This is a genomic window from Terrimonas rubra (assembly GCF_042686025.1).
GTDB lineage: Bacteria > Bacteroidota > Bacteroidia > Chitinophagales > Chitinophagaceae > Terrimonas > Terrimonas rubra.
In genome coordinates this window covers 1,667,978-1,680,609 of the sequence record NZ_JBHUOZ010000001.1, presented here as the reverse complement: position 1 = coordinate 1,680,609, position 12,632 = coordinate 1,667,978, and the positions used below count along the sequence as shown (strand labels likewise).

At 42.4% G+C, this 12,632-nt stretch carries 14 protein-coding genes; 8 read left to right on the top strand and 6 right to left on the bottom strand.

Features of this window, described 5'->3' with window-relative positions:
• Window positions 1-43: 43 nt before the first annotated feature.
• The 4 genes from ACFS6H_RS07145 (at window position 44) to ACFS6H_RS07130 (ending at window position 4,136) form a co-directional block, all read left to right on the top strand.
• On the top strand, window positions 44-1,312 hold the full coding sequence (locus tag ACFS6H_RS07145) for an alkaline phosphatase family protein (protein ID WP_386096694.1): 1,269 nt from the start codon (window positions 44-46) through the stop codon (window positions 1,310-1,312).
• 263 nt (window positions 1,313-1,575) lie between these two features.
• Window positions 1,576-2,898, top strand: a complete 1,323-nt coding sequence (locus tag ACFS6H_RS07140) for an aspartate kinase (protein WP_386096692.1) — start codon at window positions 1,576-1,578, stop codon at window positions 2,896-2,898.
• Window positions 2,899-3,064: 166 nt separating this feature from the next.
• Entirely contained in the window at window positions 3,065-3,709 is a 645-nt protein-coding gene (locus ACFS6H_RS07135; protein ID WP_386096690.1) for an alpha/beta fold hydrolase, read from the top strand.
• Window positions 3,710-3,725: 16 nt separating this feature from the next.
• Window positions 3,726-4,136, top strand: a complete 411-nt coding sequence (locus ACFS6H_RS07130) for a thiol-disulfide oxidoreductase DCC family protein (RefSeq protein ID WP_386096688.1) — start codon at window positions 3,726-3,728, stop codon at window positions 4,134-4,136.
• Here ACFS6H_RS07130 and ACFS6H_RS07125 read toward each other — a convergent pair.
• The 4 genes from ACFS6H_RS07125 to ACFS6H_RS07110 all read right to left on the bottom strand — a co-directional run bounded on the left by ACFS6H_RS07125 (window position 4,133) and on the right by ACFS6H_RS07110 (window position 8,505).
• Window positions 4,133-4,954: a PhzF family phenazine biosynthesis protein gene (locus ACFS6H_RS07125; protein WP_386096686.1), complete on the bottom strand. Its 822-nt coding sequence runs from the start codon at window positions 4,952-4,954 to the stop codon at window positions 4,133-4,135. The two genes, ACFS6H_RS07130 and ACFS6H_RS07125, sit on opposite strands and share 4 nt — an antisense overlap.
• Entirely contained in the window at window positions 4,951-5,574 is a 624-nt protein-coding gene (locus ACFS6H_RS07120; protein ID WP_386096684.1) for a trimeric intracellular cation channel family protein, read from the bottom strand. Before ACFS6H_RS07120 ends, ACFS6H_RS07125 begins: the two co-directional genes overlap by 4 nt.
• 131 nt (window positions 5,575-5,705) lie before the next feature.
• Window positions 5,706-5,906, bottom strand: a complete 201-nt coding sequence (locus ACFS6H_RS07115; protein ID WP_386096682.1) for a dodecin family protein — start codon at window positions 5,904-5,906, stop codon at window positions 5,706-5,708.
• A gap of 205 nt (window positions 5,907-6,111) precedes the next feature.
• On the bottom strand, window positions 6,112-8,505 hold the full coding sequence (locus tag ACFS6H_RS07110; RefSeq protein ID WP_386096680.1) for an alpha-ketoacid dehydrogenase subunit alpha/beta: 2,394 nt from the start codon (window positions 8,503-8,505) through the stop codon (window positions 6,112-6,114).
• Window positions 8,506-8,628: 123 nt separating this feature from the next.
• On the opposite strand from ACFS6H_RS07110, the gene ACFS6H_RS07105 reads away from it, so the two are divergent.
• Together ACFS6H_RS07105 and ACFS6H_RS07100 are read left to right on the top strand one after the other, a co-directional pair.
• Window positions 8,629-9,081 (top strand): DUF1573 domain-containing protein, encoded by a 453-nt coding sequence (locus ACFS6H_RS07105; protein WP_386096678.1) that lies wholly within the window; start codon window positions 8,629-8,631, stop codon window positions 9,079-9,081.
• 21 nt (window positions 9,082-9,102) lie between these two features.
• Window positions 9,103-9,531 carry a DUF1573 domain-containing protein gene (locus tag ACFS6H_RS07100; protein ID WP_386096676.1) on the top strand — a complete coding sequence of 143 codons (429 nt, stop codon included), beginning with the start codon at window positions 9,103-9,105 and terminating at the stop codon, window positions 9,529-9,531.
• A gap of 172 nt (window positions 9,532-9,703) precedes the next feature.
• Here the strand turns inward: ACFS6H_RS07100 and dtd are convergent, their stop codons facing one another.
• Window positions 9,704-10,156 (bottom strand): D-aminoacyl-tRNA deacylase, encoded by a 453-nt coding sequence (dtd, locus tag ACFS6H_RS07095; protein ID WP_386096674.1) that lies wholly within the window; start codon window positions 10,154-10,156, stop codon window positions 9,704-9,706.
• On the opposite strand from dtd, the gene arfB reads away from it, so the two are divergent.
• Both arfB and ACFS6H_RS07085 read left to right on the top strand, forming a co-directional pair.
• Window positions 10,082-10,603 (top strand): alternative ribosome rescue aminoacyl-tRNA hydrolase ArfB, encoded by a 522-nt coding sequence (gene arfB, locus ACFS6H_RS07090; RefSeq protein WP_386096672.1) that lies wholly within the window; start codon window positions 10,082-10,084, stop codon window positions 10,601-10,603. The two genes, dtd and arfB, sit on opposite strands and share 75 nt — an antisense overlap.
• A gap of 85 nt (window positions 10,604-10,688) precedes the next feature.
• Window positions 10,689-11,732, top strand: a complete 1,044-nt coding sequence (locus tag ACFS6H_RS07085) for a cytochrome-c peroxidase (RefSeq protein WP_386096670.1) — start codon at window positions 10,689-10,691, stop codon at window positions 11,730-11,732.
• Between the two features lie 52 nt (window positions 11,733-11,784).
• Here ACFS6H_RS07085 and ACFS6H_RS07080 read toward each other — a convergent pair whose 3' ends face one another.
• Entirely contained in the window at window positions 11,785-12,414 is a 630-nt protein-coding gene (locus ACFS6H_RS07080; protein ID WP_386096668.1) for a hypothetical protein, read from the bottom strand.
• Window positions 12,415-12,632: the final 218 nt, after the last annotated feature.

The following is a 12,632-nucleotide window of genomic DNA, read 5'->3' as shown; positions in this document are numbered from 1 at the left end:
TTCTTATGTAATCTTTGCGTTGTTTATGCTAAAAAATTACAACATGAGAACATTGATCACAGGCCTGGCACTCCTGATTTTATCTGTCAGTTATGGCCAGCAGACAGTTGATACCACAGAACAGATAGTTGCCGGCAGGCGTAATGCAAAAGAACAGCAGAACAAACCCTATGTTATCCTTATTTCTGTTGATGGTTTACGTAATGATATGGCAGCCAGTTATGGTGCGACGAATATACTGCGACTTTCCGGGCAGGGAATACGGGCAAAATTTATGCGTCCCTCCTATCCGTCATTAACGTTTCCCAATCACTACACTATTGTTACCGGTTTATACCCCGCTCATCACGGGTTGATCAATAATACCTTTTTTGATCCTGCAAAAAACCAGATGTACACCATGAGTAATAAAGCCCGTGTGGGTGACAGCAGCTGGTATGGCGGCACACCTTTATGGGTATTGAGCGAGCAGCAACAATTATTAAGTGCCAGTTTTTACTGGGTAGGCTCCGAAGCCAATATACAGGGTAAACGCCCCACCTATTATTACAACTACAACGATAAAATCAGCATGGACGACCGCATTGCTGCAGTAAAAAAATGGCTGCAGTTGCCCGAAGACAGGCGTCCGCACCTCATTACTTTTTATTTTCCGCAAGTGGACCACGAACTGCATTCCTTTGGTGTAGGTTCGGAGGAAGCCAAACACGCTGTACAATTTGTGGACGAAAGCATTGGTAAGCTGGTAGCCGAAGTAGATAAACTGGGCCTGCCGGTCAACTATATTATAGTATCTGATCATGGTATGACCAATGTAGATAAGGACAAAGTAATTAAAATGCCGAAAGCCGTTGATACCACACAGTTTTTTGTGCCTTTTGGTTCTACTTCTCTGCATTTATATGGTAAGCAAGTAAGCAAAAAAACGATTAAGAGTACCTACAAAGCCCTGAAGAAAGAAGCGCAGCACTACACTCCTTATATGTTATGCAAAACACCCAAAGTATGGCATTTTAAAAAGAAGGATGACAGGTACAACCGTGCCGGTGATATTGTACTGGTACCCAATCCTCCCTATTACTTCAATATCGGCACCCGTCCCTCAACCAATAAGGGCTATCATGGTTTTGACAACCGGCTAACCGATATGCGGGCCAGCTTTTTTGCCTGGGGACCTGCCTTTAAAAATAATGTAGAAATCGAAGGTTTTGAGAATGTAAACGTGTACCCATTAGTAGCCGAAATTCTGGGACTGTCCTATGATTTTAAAATTGATGGTAAGCTGAAAGTGTTGAAGCCGGTGTTGAAGTAGAGGTAATAGGTTCAAGAAGTTCAAAAGGTTCAAAGGTTAAAGAGAACCTGAAAATTGTGTGGTGAGTAGTGAATTGTGACTTGTCCATTGTCAACTGTCAATTGTGATTTGTCCATTGTTTAAACTAACACCCGTTACAGCCTTTTACCGGCTAAAAAGATAAAAACCCCGCAAATAACATTTTTTGCGGGGTTTTGCATGGTTGCTACCATTATCTTTGCAGCCAAATTTTTACCATTAAATAATATTGGAGGGGGGAACAAATGAAAGTAATGAAGTTTGGCGGCACCAGTGTGGGAAAGCCGGAACGTATGCACCATATAGCCGGCCTGGTAACCAAAGAAACAGAGCCAGCCATTGTGGTATTGTCTGCCTTATCGGGTACAACAAATGCTTTAGTAACTATCGGCGACCAGATCGCCCAGCACGACCGTGCCGGTGCCAAGGAAACCATTGATAAGTTACAGGCGCATTATGAAGATTTTATCAGCCAGTTGGTAACCAAGCCGGAGATGGTGGAAAAGGCCAAAGGTATTGTTACAGAGCACTTCGAGTTTTTAAATATCATTCTTAAAATATCTTTCAGTGAAGCCCTGAGTAAGGATATTTTAGCGCAAGGAGAATTATTATCCACTAAACTGTTCAGCATTTACCTGGAAGAACAGGGTATTGATCATTTACTGCTTCCTGCCCTGGAGTTTATGAGTATTGACCAGTACGATGAACCACAGATCGGCAGCATTAAAGTAAAGCTGACGCAAATACTGGATAAACATAAAGACAAAAAAATATTTGTTACACAAGGGTATATCTGCCGCAATGCCAAAGGCGAGGTAGACAACCTGAAACGTGGCGGCAGTGATTATTCCGCATCACTGATTGCTGCGGCTATTAAAGCATCGGTTTGTGAAATATGGACCGATATTGATGGCATGCATAATAACGACCCGCGTATTGTAAATAAAACGGTACCCATTGAGCAGTTAAGTTTTGAGGAAGCAGCCGAGCTGGCCTATTTCGGCGCCAAGATATTACACCCTGCTTCTATCTGGCCTGCACAACATTATAAAGTACCGGTTAAATTATTAAATACCATGCAGCCTGCTGCCAAGGGTACATTAATAACAGAAAAAGCCGGCAGCGTTGGTGTAAAAGCAGTAGCAGCAAAGGATAATATCATCGCTATCCGTATTAAAAGCAGCCGTATGTTACTGGCTTATGGTTTTTTAAGAAAGATCTTTGAAGTGTTTGAAAAATACCGCACACCGATTGATATGATCACCACTTCGGAAGTAGCGGTTTCCTTAACCATTGATCAGACCGACAGCCTGAAAGATATCATCAAAGAACTGGAACCATTTGGTACGGTAGAGGTAGACGAAAACCAATCTATCATTTCTGTGGTAGGCAATGAGATCTCTGAAACGGAAGATATCATTAAACGCCTGTTCGGCTCTATCCGTAATATACCTATCCGGATGGTATCCTATGGTGGCAGTCCGCATAATATTTCCTTACTGGTACAGGCCAGCCACAAACAATTAATATTACAGCAGTTGAATAAAGGCATGTTTGGCCTTGATTAATCTGCCTGACAGACTATTTTGAAACCCCTCTCCGGAGGGGTTTTTATTTATCCCTGTATTAACATTAGTTTGGCTTTATACCGGCCTGTATCATAAAATACTGATATTTAGCATTATTTAGTATATCAATAAGCAAAACTGTTTCCTTTTTCACTTAAATTCGTTTATGTCCAACATTGTTTATTGTATAGGAGGTTTGGGAACCGATGAAAAGATTTTTAGCAACCTGGTCTTACCAGGCTGGGAATTAAAACATTTACCCTGGCTGATACCTAACGAAAAAGAGACCCTGGAGGAGTATGCTGCCAGAATGATCGCTCCTGTAACGGAAGAGAACCCTATACTTATTGGTGTGTCATTCGGTGGAATGATGAGTATTGAGATTGCCCGTTTGAGGCCGGTAAAAAAAATCATCCTTATTTCCAGTATCAAAACACACCTGGAAAGACCTAAATGGATGGGCATTTCAGGCAAACTTCGTTTACACAAGATCACACCTTCCAAGCCCAATAAATTTTCGGAGAACCTGGCAAACAAACGCCTGGGAGTGACGAATGAGAAAGAAAGAGACTTTGCCAATGCCTATCGCCGTAATGTAGATAAGGATTATTTAAGCTGGTCCATTAACCAGATAGTAACCTGGAAAAACCACTGGCAGCCGGAGAATATTGTACATATTCACGGCGACAAAGACCAGGTATTTCCTATTAAAAAAATCAAAGCCACCCATATTGTGAAAGACGGTACCCATATGATGGTGATGAACAGGGCTCAGGAAGTAAGTGACTACATTTTAGCATCCCTTGTGTAACTTTGTAAAAAAATGCATGCCGGCATTACCTGAGCTTATTATACTTTTTGACGGCGTTTGTAACCTCTGCAACGGACGGGTGAAGTTTGTGATCAGACACGATAAAAAACAACAAATTCATTTTGCGGCTTTGCAAAGTGAAACAGGTAAAGCCTTATTAAAACAATATAACCTGTCTGACAATAATTTACAGTCTTTTGTATTCATTGAAAAAGGTAAAGCCTATACACAATCAACAGCGGCATTAAGGGTTTGTAAATACCTTGGCATTTATAAAATTTTCTACGCCTTTTTAATTGTACCGCCTTTTATACGGAACGCCGTTTACCGTTTAATAGCCAATAACCGCTACAAATGGTTTGGTAAACAGGAAGCCTGTATGATACCCACACCTGATATAAAAGCACGTTTTTTAGACCAGGTCTAACCCACGTCTTCCGGCAACTGTACCTTACCCTGCATATAAAATACGCAATTGCCGCCCATTATTACCCGCTCTCCTTTCTGTTGTACCCATAAATGCCCGCCACGTTTTGATAACTGTTTTGCCTCCATGGTGGTTTTATTTAATTTATGACTCCAGAACGGTATCAGTTGTGCATGTGCCGAGCCGGTTACCGGGTCCTCATCCACGCCAAACGATGGAGCAAAAAAGCGGGACACAAAATCCACCGTTTTACCGGGCGCTGTAATGATTACTTTATAACCCAGTTTCTTTAGCAGGGTAAAGTCGGGAACAGCCTGCTGAACCGCCGTTTCATCGGGTAGTTCAACTAACAGGTCACGGTTTTTATACACGCCTACAATTTCTTTAATACCCAAAGCCTGCAGCATTTCTTCCGGGTAAGCATCATAGCGTTCCGGCATCCAGGAAGGGAAGTCCATCTCGGCCTTAAAGACAGTGTCTGCCGTTTCGCCGGTCAGCCTGGTTACCACCAGCGGCCCGCTTTGCGAGTAAAAAGTGATCTGTTCTTTTTCGTAAGCCAGTTTTTCAAATAATATATAGGCACTGGCCAGTGTGGCATGACCACATAAATTGATCTCACTCTCCGGCGTAAACCACCGGATGGCAAAGCCATCTTTCTCCGGCACAAAGAACACCGTTTCGGCCAGGTTATTTTCCATGGCCAGTTGTTGCATCAGTCCATCACTGATCCATCTTTCCAGCGGAACTACCGCCGCCGGGTTGCCACCGAATAACCGGTCGCTAAAAGCATCTGCCTGGTATATTGTTAACTGCATCATTCACGTTTTAAACTGCCGATCTGTGGAATAGCCCACTTGTATTTTACTGCCAGTACCCGGATAATAACGATACTGAGTATACAAAGTATCTTGATTAAGCCACTGTCAACATGTAAAGATTTAAATAAAAAATAGATCAATGCCCCGGCCACACAGGCGGTAGCATAAATTTCCTTCCTGAATATAAGAGGTACCTGGTTTAATAATACATCACGCAGCACCCCACCAAAACAGGCAGTGATGGTACCCAGTGAAATACAAATACCGGTACTGAACCCTTTATCTGCCGCCAGTTCCACACCCGCGATAGTAAATAACCCTAAACCCATGGCATCAAATAAAAACAAGGTGACGGGCAATTGCTGCAAACGGTGCCGGAAAAACAAAGTGATGCCGGTTGATATGAGGATCACCAGGATGGTCACTTCATTTTGTAACCAGCTCACCGGCAGGTTACCGATCATAATATCACGGATCGTACCACCGCCTACCGAAGTAACAAATGCAATCACCAATACACCAAATACATCCAGCTTTTTATTAATGGCCATCGATGCTCCCGATACGGCAAAGGCAAAAGTACCCAGTATATCTATGATTCGTAAGAAGTCGGTTTGCAAGGCGGTTCAATTTATTGCTAAGTTATTACTTCTGTGTTATTCCGGTTTATTTTGATTACAGCCGGTATTAGCCACAGGCCTGCAAAAGAAAAGGGCCATAAAGGCCCTCTTTTACAAAACATTTTTACACTTTAGTCAATACGGAAAGATATTTTTGCCACAATACCGTAGGTACTGACCTTCCCATCTTTTACATGTGCTTTAATATCCTTTACATACACCGAATCAATATTACGGATCGTTTTTGATGCTTCGGTAACCGCCTGCTGAATGGCATCATCTATCCCGATCTCAGAAGAAGCAATCACTTCAATAACTTTTACAATAGGCATAGCTTAATTTTTTTATGAATGAACAATACCCTAAGTTAGTTTAAAAAAATGACTAATAGATAATCAGGCAATTTGATAATTTGGCAATGAGTCAATTAAGTTTTTACCTTAATTACATGACCATGAATCTACTCCGAAAAGATTAAGTAGAGAAGCCGGGGTAACCATCAAAAAAAAGCCCCTCTTGCGGAGGGGCTGACTATTTTTATTCTGCCATCATTTCACGGATCACCGTTTCAATGTCTTCGGCATTGGGTTTACTAAAGTAATCGCCATCGCTGCCATAAGCCGGACGATGCGCTTTTGCGGTTATGGTACGGGGAGCCACATCTAAATACCGGTAGCCACCCTGCTCTTCCATCACTTTATTGAACATATAAGCCGCAGCACCACCCGGTACATCTTCATCTACAAAAACTATCCGGCTGGTTTTTTTCAGCGATTCTACAATAACATGATTGATATCAAAAGGCAATAATGTTTGTACATCTATAATTTCGCAGCTGATACCGGTTGCCTCCAGGGAGTTAACAGATTCCTGGATAATACGTAAGGTGGAACCATAGGAAACAATGGTAATATCCTCACCCTGTTTTATTACTTCAGGCACACCTAACGGAACAGTCATCTCCAGCAGGTTGGATGGTGGCGTTTCTTTTAAACGATAACCATTCAGACATTCCACCACAATACCCGGATCATTGCCTTGTAATAAAGTATTGTACATGCCCACTGCCTGTGTCATATTACGTGGTACACATAAATACATGCCACGCAGCGCATTAATCATCATACCCATGGGCGAACCACTATGCCAGATACCTTCCAGGCGATGGCCGCGGGTACGTACAATTAAAGGACAACTCTGGCGGCCATAGGTACGGTAATGTAAAGTAGCTACATCATCACTTAAAGGTTGCAGGCCATATAATACATAATCGATGTACTGGATCTCTGCGATGGGTCGTAAACCACGTAAAGCCAAACCAATACCCTGGCCCATAATTGTTAGTTCCCGGATACCGGTATCAAAGATCCGGATATCGCCATGTTTTTCCTGTAGCCCGCTAAAGCCCTGGTTCACATCGCCGATAAAGCCCAGATCTTCACCAAACGCTACCACTTTGGGATTATTGGTAAATAACTGGTCAAAGTATTTATTCAATACCTCGTAACCATTAATAGGTTTGGGGGCATCATCAAACACCGCTTTTACCTCCGGCACCAGCATGGCACTTTTGGGTCCTTCGTTATATAAATGAGAATTATACAGGCCTTTGTTCTGTGCCAGCAACTCCTTATAATAAGCTGCAATATCTTTAACCGCCTCAGTGGTTTGCTTGTAAACAATTACATCGTGCAGGGTTTTTAAAATATCCCGGCGTAAAGGCTCACGGTTAGCGGTCAATACCTGTGCTTTCTTTTTAATCCACCCGCTTTCTTCCGGCAACTGGTCGGCGAGGTTATTTAACAACCTTACCGCTTCTTCCATTTGCGCCTTGATCGGCAGTTGGTAAGCTTCCCAGGCCCGGTCCTTGCTGTTTTTTACATCATTCTTGGCATTGGCTTCCAGTTCTCTCAATTCCTCCTCGGTGCTTAATGCATTTTGTATGATCCACTCCCGCATTTGTTTCAATCCGTCCCACTCACGCTCCCAGGCCAAACGCTCCTGTGTTTTATAACGTTCATGACTGCCGGAAGTAGAGTGCCCCTGCGGTTGGGTAATCTCTTCCACATGAAATAAAACCGGTATATGTTCTTCGCGGGCAATGCGGATACCTTCTTCAAAAGCCTCGCACATGCCGGCATAATCCCAGCCTTTTACCTTGTAAATATTAATACCGTTAGTGCCCGGCTCTTTTTGCATGCCACTCAAGGCTTCTGAGATAGAAGCTTTGGTGGTCTGGTATTTTTTAGGTACCGAAATACCATAGCCGTCATCCCAAACAAAAAAAGCAACCGGCACCTGTAGTACACCGGCGGCATTTACCGTTTCCCAAAAATGGCCTTCGCTGGTGGAGGCATCACCAATGGTACAAAAACACACTTCATTACCATTATTGGATAAACCGTTAAAGCCATCTGTATTATCCAGCTTACGGAATACTTTTGATGCATAAGCCAGGCCCAGGGAACGGGGTAATTGTGAAGCGGTGGGGGCCATATCGCTGGCCGTGTTCTTCTGATCCTTTAAATTGGTCCAATTACCTTCACTATCAACATTTTGTGTTGCAAAATGCGACACCATCTGGCGACCGGCATTATTGGTATCATTATTAATATCCGGATCAGCATATAATTGTGCAAAAAACTGCTGTACATTACTTTGTCCTATGGCAAAATGAAAGGTCTGGTCGCGGTAATAGCCGCTGCGCCAATCGCCGGGACGAAAAAACTTCGCCATAGCTACCTGTGCAACTTCCTTACCATCGCCAAATATGCCAAATTTGGCCTTCCCGGTCAATACTTCTTTGCGTCCCAGCAAACTGGCTTCCCGACTGATACAAACAACCTTGTAGTCGCTTAACACCTCTTGCCTGAAACTCTCAAAAGACAGTTCCGGATTAGCAGGCACCGTTAATGGAGTTTGATTTCCCATGTGGCAAAAATAGGGATAAACAGCTAACGAGTGTTCACAGAAAAAAAGTGGCTATAAATTTGCAACCATTTGCAACCATCCCCCGTCTTTTTTGTTAACTTTACATACCTATTAATAGTTAGTATGAAAAACTTTTTACTCGCTATAGCAGTTTTTGCTGTCGGTTTCAGCCTTAAGGCCCAAACAACCACAGCCCCTGATGCTGCTAAAAAAGATGTGCTCGTTGTAAAAGAAGCGGTTTATGACTTTGGTAAAATACCACAAGGCAAGCCGGTTTACCATAATTTCAGCATTACCAACAGCAGCACTACCCCATTAGTACTGGAAAATGTACAGGCCAGTTGCGGCTGTACCACCCCTGAATGGAGCCGTGAACCTATTAAACCCGGCGCCAGTGCCATTATTAAAGTAGGTTATAATGCTGCAGCTGCAGGTTATTTCGATAAACCCATCACCATTACTTATGCCGGTGGTATGGTAAAACAACTTGATATAAAAGGAACCGTTTGGACCGCTCCGGAAGGATCGGCACCCGCAAATGCTTCCGTAGACTTTTTGAAAAAACAAAACCTTTAATATTTAACCATTCGTTACATCATGAAAAAGATTTTATTAGCCTCTGCACTTTTACTTTCCTTTGGCGTTTTTGCACAGACAAAAGCTGATGACTTTATTAAAGTAAATAAAGAAACACACGACTTTGGTAAAGTAAAACATAATGAGCCTGCTACTTATTATTTCGAAATTACCAATACCAGCGATAAGCCTGTGGTAATTGCCAATGCAACTGCCAGTTGCGGTTGTACTATTCCTGAAAAGCCTAAAGCACCCATTTTGCCAGGTAAAACCGACAAGGTAAAAGTGGTGTACAACTCAGCTTCTATCGGCCCTATCAACCGTGATATTACCATTACTTTAGCCGGTGTACAAATTCCGAAAGTAGTACATATTAAAGGTGAGGTTTTAAGCGCTGATGCTTATGCCGCTTACGAAAAAGAAAAAGGAAAAACTTCTAAAGTTAACTAACACTTTAATTTTAACCGTTCTCTATACAGTCCTCCTGCCTGCAGGAGGATTTTTTTTGCACCAAACTTTAACAATGGACAGTTGACAAGTGACAGTTGACAATGAGCAATTCATCATTTATAATTCATCATTCAACATTAACCTTTAAACCTTTGAACCTTTGAACTATTAATTACTCCCTCACTTTCGTATCAATAATAATCGTCACCGGACCATCATTTAACAATGCCACTTTCATATCGGCGCCGAATACGCCTGTTTGTACAGGTTTGCCGAGGTCGGTTTGTAATTGGATGATCATTTTTTCGTACAGGGGAATAGCTACCGGTGGTTTGCTGGCTTTTATGTAAGAAGGCCGGTTACCTTTTTTAGTGGCGGCATGCAGGGTAAACTGGCTTACCAATAACAGGTCGCCGCCCGTATCCAGCAGGGATTTATTCATTACCCCTTCTTCATCATTAAAAATACGCAGGTTAATCAGCTTATTGCTCAGCCAGGTAATATCCTCCATATTATCCGCATCTTCTATTCCCAATAAAACTAACAGACCATGTTGAATATCCGAGAAGATATTCCCGTCAATGGTTACACTGGCAGAAGTCACCCTTTGTATTACAGCTCGCATTATACGTATCTTTATAGTTGCAACAAATGTATTAATAAAACAATGAGAGATTACAGCAGCGAAATAAGTTTTCAAACTACACGCAGCGGCGGCAAGGGCGGACAAAATGTAAATAAGGTGGAAACAGCTGTTATCGGTTTTCTCACCATCGCTTCCTCACAGTTGCTGAATGAACAGGAGAAACAAATAATATCGGAAAAATTAGCCAACCGGATCAATAATGAAGGACAGTTATTCGTTAAAGCCCAGGAGCACCGTACCCAGCTGGCCAACCGGGAAGAAGTAGTTAAAAAAATAAACAAACTGTTACAGTCCGCACTGGTGAAAAAGAAATTACGTATTGCCACCAAGGTTAGCAAAGCCGCTAAAGAGGCCCGTTTAACCAATAAAAAAAGAGCATCGGATAAGAAGAGTATGCGAAAAAAGTTTACGGGGAACGGGGATTGAGGAAGGTTTAAGGGATTCTAAAAGTTCAATGTTCAAAAGTTCAAAGGTTCAAGGAGTTCAAGGGTTAAATTTTTATACAGGATATATGCCGAGAAGTATAACCATCATAGGGATCATTGTTTTGCTGGTAACAGGGCTGAGTATACTATCGGCATCGTGCAGAAGAACGTCCTGGGGTAAAGATCTTAACCGGGTACAACAAAGTATACCGGACGGTTTTCCGGAGCCCTATTACAGATACACTGATAATCCTTTATCAGAAGAAGGTATTGCTTTAGGCCGCAAGCTGTTTTATGAAGGACGGCTGTCGGTTGATGGCAATTTCCCTTGTGCCAGCTGCCATGAACAACGTGGTGCTTTTGGTTTGTTTGAGCACGACCGCAGCCATGGTTACAATAACTCGCATACCTTACGTAACGGCCCGCCTTTGTTTAACCTGGCCTGGCAGCAGTATTATCACTGGGATGGTGAGTTTACCACACTAACAGATGCCATTGCCCAGCCGATTAATGGTCACCTGGAAATGGCAGATGATTTTACTAATATCATTGCCAAATTACAGGCCGATGTTAATTACCGTAAAGAGTTTAAGGCAGTTTTTAATACCCAGTTTATACAACCCAGGCATGTATTAATGGCATTGTCCCAGTTCCTGGGAACTTTTGTTACGGCCAATTCCAAATACGACCGGGTAAAAAAAGGGCAGGCAGTTTTTACCGCCGAAGAGCAACAGGGTTATACTTTATTTCTTGCCAGATGTAATACCTGCCATACCGAACCCTTATTTACGGACGGCAGTTTCCGTAACACAGGCCTGCCGGTAGACCCTTTACTCAACGATTACGGCCGGTTACACATTACCCGTATGCGGGAAGATTCCCTGAAATTCAAAGTACCGTCGCTGCGTAATGTAGCCGTATCTTCCAATTACATGCACGATGGCCGTTTTTTAACCATGGTACAGGCATTGAACCATTACCGCAGTAATGTACAACAGAGCGCTACACTCGACCCTTTACTGAACAATGGTATACCGATGAACGATACAGAATTGCTGAGCATTGTGGCTTTCCTGCGTACGCTTACCGATTCATCCTTTATTACCAATCCTGCGCTCAGCAGGCCATAAAAAAATCCGCTACACGAGGTAACGGATCTTTATAAAACGATAAATGATTTGCTTAGTTTTTTCTGGCTTTTAAGGCTTCCAGTACCTGTTTCTGGCGCTCTATCTCACCATTCTGCTGTACCTGGTCGTTACCGTTCTTAGACAGGTCTTCCTGTGCCTTTTTAATTTTCTTTTCTAAATCGCTCTGGTCACTTTGCAGGCTCTTTAATTTTTTCTCTGCTTTTGACAGCACTTCTTCCTGGGTTTTGATCTGTACTTCCAGGTCACCGGCCTCGATATTAGGACGCAGGTTAGCCAGGAATACTTTGGCATTCTCCTTAATAGAGCCGTTATTATCACCTACTACATTTGAACCGGCAACGATCATATGAATAACCGAAGTGTTTTTATCCTTGCGGCTTTTTTTATCTACAGAGAAGATATAATCCATAGCCGAGCTGTTAATTTCAGGAATGGTAGCGCCGGAATACACACGGAACCCTTTGCTACTTTTACCTTTTACGCCCAGGCTTTCCAGTTTGCTGATCAAAGCTTTTTCTACCAGGTCGGGAGGATAGTTATACTCAATAGCCAAAGCGGGCTGATCGGCTTTATTATACTTGATGGAACTTTCGTAAGCCTGTGCTTTTACCACCATACCCATCACTAAAAACAAAAAAATAAATAATACATTTTTTTTCATAAATAACTTTTTATTTGAACAAATGAAAAGAACCGCTGCCAGATCCGTGTATATAGGAATACGGTCTCAGCATGCCGGACATTAGAGGGGTAACACAAAAATACTTAAAAAACACCGTACAAGCTATAAGATTTCCTTAAAACTACCGATATTTTACGTATAAATGTGATTAACAAATTAATGCAGGGAATTGTTGTACCTTATTTATAATAATAACG

Coding starts and splice junctions, on each gene's coding strand:
- ACFS6H_RS07145 (WP_386096694.1), top strand. CDS start 44: ATGAGAACATTGATCACAGGCCTGGCACTCCTGATTTTATCTGTCAGT.
- ACFS6H_RS07140 (WP_386096692.1), top strand. CDS start 1,576: ATGAAAGTAATGAAGTTTGGCGGCACCAGTGTGGGAAAGCCGGAACGT.
- ACFS6H_RS07135 (WP_386096690.1), top strand. CDS start 3,065: ATGTCCAACATTGTTTATTGTATAGGAGGTTTGGGAACCGATGAAAAG.
- ACFS6H_RS07130 (WP_386096688.1), top strand. CDS start 3,726: ATGCCGGCATTACCTGAGCTTATTATACTTTTTGACGGCGTTTGTAAC.
- ACFS6H_RS07125 (WP_386096686.1), bottom strand. CDS start 4,954: ATGATGCAGTTAACAATATACCAGGCAGATGCTTTTAGCGACCGGTTA.
- ACFS6H_RS07115 (WP_386096682.1), bottom strand. CDS start 5,906: ATGCCTATTGTAAAAGTTATTGAAGTGATTGCTTCTTCTGAGATCGGG.
- ACFS6H_RS07110 (WP_386096680.1), bottom strand. CDS start 8,505: ATGGGAAATCAAACTCCATTAACGGTGCCTGCTAATCCGGAACTGTCT.
- ACFS6H_RS07105 (WP_386096678.1), top strand. CDS start 8,629: ATGAAAAACTTTTTACTCGCTATAGCAGTTTTTGCTGTCGGTTTCAGC.
- ACFS6H_RS07100 (WP_386096676.1), top strand. CDS start 9,103: ATGAAAAAGATTTTATTAGCCTCTGCACTTTTACTTTCCTTTGGCGTT.
- arfB (WP_386096672.1), top strand. CDS start 10,082: ATGTTGAATATCCGAGAAGATATTCCCGTCAATGGTTACACTGGCAGA.
- dtd (WP_386096674.1), bottom strand. CDS start 10,156: ATGCGAGCTGTAATACAAAGGGTGACTTCTGCCAGTGTAACCATTGAC.
- ACFS6H_RS07085 (WP_386096670.1), top strand. CDS start 10,689: ATGCCGAGAAGTATAACCATCATAGGGATCATTGTTTTGCTGGTAACA.
- ACFS6H_RS07080 (WP_386096668.1), bottom strand. CDS start 12,414: ATGAAAAAAAATGTATTATTTATTTTTTTGTTTTTAGTGATGGGTATG.